Annotated in this window: 3 protein-coding genes; 1 reads left to right on the plus strand and 2 read right to left on the minus strand. The window is 66.9% G+C overall.

All coding sequences use genetic code 11. The features are described from left to right. Nucleotides 1–220 precede the first annotated feature (220 nt). Nucleotides 221–832: a TetR/AcrR family transcriptional regulator gene (locus DBR23_RS10640; protein WP_108498223.1), complete on the minus strand. Its 612-nt coding sequence runs from the start codon at nt 830–832 to the stop codon at nt 221–223. A 106-nt stretch (nt 833–938) separates the two neighbouring features. On the opposite strand from DBR23_RS10640, the gene DBR23_RS10645 reads away from it, so the two are divergent. Continuing rightward, the gene (locus DBR23_RS10645) at nt 939–3,014 is read left to right on the plus strand and encodes an acetoacetate--CoA ligase (protein WP_108498224.1); all 2,076 of its coding nucleotides are present in this window, start codon (nt 939–941) and stop codon (nt 3,012–3,014) included. A 203-nt stretch (nt 3,015–3,217) separates the two neighbouring features. Here the strand turns inward: DBR23_RS10645 and DBR23_RS10650 are convergent, their stop codons facing one another. Then, nucleotides 3,218–4,213 (minus strand): tripartite tricarboxylate transporter substrate binding protein, encoded by a 996-nt coding sequence (locus DBR23_RS10650; protein ID WP_108498225.1) that lies wholly within the window; start codon nt 4,211–4,213, stop codon nt 3,218–3,220. Nucleotides 4,214–4,324 lie beyond the last annotated feature (111 nt).

Here is a 4,324-nt window from a genome sequence, read left to right on the forward strand (position 1 = left end):
AGATGGGGGAGGTGGACCGGGCGGACGGTCAGTAAAAGATCCAGTCCCGGTTGCTGCGCGGGAGGCTGGTGAGGGTGCTGCGCAGCGACCGGATGGCGCCCACTGCGGCCGCGATGGCGGCGATGCCCAGGATGATCAACATGGTGGTTCCTTTCTTCGCACGGTTGTGCGAAATTGGGGCATAAAAAAACAAGAGCACTCCCTGGCACACCACCGCGTATCAAGCGGGGGAGGGGAGGTAACTCTTGACGAGGCGCGCCCAGGACGCCTCGGTGCGTGCCGCTGCCTGCGGATCACGCAGGAAGCGAACGTCGTGCAACAAGCCCATGATCAGGCCATAGATCTCGCCCACCAGCTGGTCGGGGGATGTGTCGGCCGCCAGGTGCCCGGCCTCGATGGACTGGATCACGGTGCGGCGCAATGCGGCGCGCCAGCGGGTGATTTCAGCGTGCAGGAGGTCGCGCAGCTCGCCCTCGCGGTCGTCCAGCTCGAAGGCGCCTGCGGTGTAGATGCAGCCCGTGAAGGCCTCCACGTCGCGCGTGCGGGCAATCCAGCGGCGCAGGATCTCCTGCAGGCGCGGCAGGCCCTTGGGCTGCTGCATGGCGGGTACGAACACGTCGGCCAGAAAGCGGCGTCCAAACTCCTCGATCACCGCTTTTTGCAGCGCCTCGCGCGAGCCGGCCCGCGAGAACACGCCGCTCTTGGACAGGCCCACGCGGTCCGCCACGGCCTGCAGCGTGATCGACTCCAGCCCCTCGGCCGCAGCCAGGTCCAGCGCCGCGCCGACGATGGCTGCGCGGGTGAGTTCGGCTTTCTGAGTCTTGGCGTCCATGGTCGCAATTTAGCACGATTGTGCGAAATAAGGCAATCACCACGCTGTCAACCGGGCGACGGGTGTGGCTGGCCTCTGTCGGGAACCGCTGGTACCCTGCGTCGCCATGGAGACAACGCACAACACCCCGCCCTACATTCCCCAGATCCGCCTGTACCAGAACTGGCTGCGCGACCAGCGCGGTCTGCAGTTCGACAGCTACGACGCCCTGTGGCGCTGGTCCACCACCGACCTCGACGCCTTCTGGCAGAGCATCTGGGACTACTTCCAGCTGCAGTCGCCCACGCCCCACACGGCCGTGCTGGCGAAGAACACCATGCCCGGCGCGTTGTGGCTCCCTGGCGCCCAGGTCAACTACGCACGCCAGGCGCTGCGGCATGTGGATGCCGCCCACGCGGCGGGCCTGCCTGCCATCATCAGCCGCAACGAAAAGGGCCAGCACCGCGAACTGAGCTGGCCCGAGCTGCGCCGCCAGGTCGCGTCGCTGGCGCTGCACCTCAAGGCCCAGGGCGTGATGCCGGGCGACCGCGTGGCCGCCTACCTGCCCAACGTGCCCGAGGCCATGATCGCCTTTCTGGCCACGGTGAGCATCGGCGGCGTATGGAGCATCTGCGCACCCGACATGGGCACACATGCGGTGCTCGACCGCTTCCGCCAGATCGAGCCCAAGGTGCTGATCGGCGTGGACGGCGTGAGCTACGGCGGCCGCGACCACGACCGCCGCCCCGTGCTGGCCGAGCTGCGCGAGGCCCTGCCCAGCGTGCAGCACGCGGTGCTGCTGGGCAATCTGGATGCTTCTGTTTCGATAGCCGGCTGGGCAAGCTGGACTAGCGCTACCGCCCAAAACGATGCAGAAGCGGCGGCCTTCGAGCCGATGTGGCTGCCGTTTGACCACCCGCTGTGGATCGTCTACTCCAGCGGCACCACCGGCCTGCCCAAACCCATCGTGCACGGCCACGGCGGCACGGTGCTGGTGGCGCTGCAGCTCAAGGTGCTGCACAACGACATCGGCTGCAGCTACGAGCCCAACAGCTTTGGCGAGCGCTACCACTGGTACAGCTCCACCGGCTGGGTGATGTGGAATGCGCAGCTCAGCGGCCTGCTGTCGGGCACCACCTGCGTGATCTACGACGGCAACCCCGGTGGCAGCAAGGACCACCCCGACTGGGGCGTGCTGTGGCGCTTTGCGGCCGAGACGGGCGTGACTTTCTTCGGTGCGGGCGCGGCGTTTTTTGCCAACTGCATGAAGGCGGGCATTACGCTCGCGGACTATGGCGACTTGACGCGCATCCGCGCTTTGGGCACGACCGGTTCGCCGCTGTCGCCTGAGGTGCAGGAGTGGGGTACGGCGCAGTTCGAGGCGCTGGGCACCTCCGATATCTGGTGGAACAACATCTCGGGCGGTACGGATTTTTGCGGCGCCTTCATCGGCGGCAACCGCGAGATGCCACAAGTCGCTGGTGAGATGCAATGCCGCATGCTGGGCGCGGCCGTGGAGTCCTGGGACGCCGAGGGCCGCCCCGTGCAGGACGCGGTGGGCGAGCTGGTTTGCGCGCAGCCCATCCCGTCGATGCCTTTGTTTCTGTGGGGCGACAAGGACGGCAGCCGCTACCTGTCAAGCTACTTCGACATGTACCCCGCAGGCCACGGCCGCCAGCCCGGCGGTGGCGATGGACCCGCGAGCATGGGAGCAGTCTGGCGGCATGGCGACTGGCTCAAGATCGGCGCCAACGGCGGCTGCGTGATCTATGGCCGCTCTGACGCCACCATCAACCGCCACGGCCTGCGCATGGGCACGAGCGAGATCTACAGCGCGGTCGAATCGCTGCCCGAGGTGCTCGACAGCCTGGTGGTGGACCTGGAGTACCTGGGCCGCGAGAGCTACATGCCGCTGTTTGTGGTGCTGCGCCCGGGCTACGCGCTGGACGATGCCCTGCGCTCGCGCATCAACGGTGCCGTGCGCACCGCTTTAAGTCCGCGTTTTGTGCCCGACGACATCTTTGCCGTGGCCGAGGTGCCGCGCACGCTGAGCGGCAAGAAGCAGGAGTTGCCCATCAAGAAGCTGCTGCTGGGCCAGCCGATCGAAAAGGTGGTGAACAAGGACGCGATGGCGAATCCGGGGTGCCTGGACTGGTATGTGGCGTTTGCGGCGCAGCGGGCGAAGTCGATGCAAAAAACATAGCTACCTGCGCTTTGGGGAAAAGCGCAGGAGCCTGTTTTATTTGAAATTGTCCTATCCGTGGGGTGCTTGGCCGTCCTTGGTTCCAGCCGCCCTGTTTCTCCTGACTGCTCGCCTCAGGGCGTGACGCCATGCCAGTGCCGCCGCGCAAGGGCCGCGCTGGCGGCGTCCCCCTTCAGGGGGAAGGCGCGCAGCGCCTCAGGGGGTTAGTCAAGTTTCGCGCCGGACGCCTTGATCAAGCGCTCCCACACCGGCCGTTCCTTCGCAATCGCGGCGGAAAACAGCGCGGGCGAGCTGTTCTGCACATCAAAGCCCATTGCCGCAATACGCTGGGCCACATCGGGCAGCTGCGTGGCCTTGCGCACCTCGTCGGCAATGCGCTCCAGGATGGCGGGCGGCGTGCCTGCGGGGGCACCAAACGCCAGCCAGCCCGCCACGCGGTAGGCCTCGTCGTTCAGGCCCTGTTCGGCCAGGCTGGGCACATTGGGCAGGGTGCCCATGCGGCGCTCGCCGCTCACGCCAATGGCTTTGAGCTTGCCCGCCTCGATGTGGGGCTTGACCTGCAGCGCGCTGGCAAACGCGATCTGGATCTGGCCGCCGAGCAGGTCCTGCACCATGGGCGCCTCGCCCCGGTAGGCCACGTGGCTCATGTCGGCGTTTTGCGTGAGGCTCATGTAGGCCCCGGCCAGGTGCGGATACGCGCCCGTGCCGTACGAGCCATAGGCCACCTTGCCCTTGTTGGCCACCACGTATTTGAGCAGTTCGGGCCCCGTGGATGCGGTCACGCTCGGGTGCGCCACCAGCACCAGCGGCGCGATGGCGATCTGGTAAATGGGCGCGATGTCCTTCTCGGGGCTGTAGGGCAGCTTGGTATAGAGGAACTGGTTGGTGAGCATGGAGTTGCTCAGGCCCAGCAGCAGCGTGTAGCCATCGGGCGCCGCCTTGGCCACCGCGTCGGTCCCGATGATGCCGGCCGCACCGGGCTTGTTGTCGATGACCATGGGCTGGCCCAGGCCTACGGCCATCTTCTCGGCCAGCACACGCGCCAGCACGTCGGTGGCGCCGCCTGCGGCAAAGGGCACCACGATCTTGATGGGCTTGTTGGGGTAGGCCTGCGCGAAGGCGGTCGTGCCAGTGCAGGCGGCGGCCAGCGCAGCGGCGCCGAGCCAGGTGCGGCGGGACATCAGGGGGTGGAAGGGCATGGGTTTGTCTCCTGTCATGGTTATAAAAGTTCACTCAGCGGGCTCCGCGTGCATGGTGGCGGGCCGGGGCCTGGCTGTCACGCCATGGGCTTATGGGGTCTGGGGGCTCCC

Origin of the sequence: Acidovorax sp. HMWF018, from assembly GCF_003061035.1 — a bacterium.
GTDB classification, from domain to species: Bacteria; Pseudomonadota; Gammaproteobacteria; order Burkholderiales; family Burkholderiaceae_C; genus Acidovorax; species Acidovorax delafieldii.

Bases quoted from the DNA above. Each gene is read 5' to 3' on its own strand.
- DBR23_RS10640 (WP_108498223.1), bottom strand. From the start codon at position 832: ATGGACGCCAAGACTCAGAAAGCCGAACTCACCCGCGCAGCCATCGTC.
- DBR23_RS10645 (WP_108498224.1), top strand. From the start codon at position 939: ATGGAGACAACGCACAACACCCCGCCCTACATTCCCCAGATCCGCCTG.
- DBR23_RS10650 (WP_108498225.1), bottom strand. From the start codon at position 4,213: ATGCCCTTCCACCCCCTGATGTCCCGCCGCACCTGGCTCGGCGCCGCT.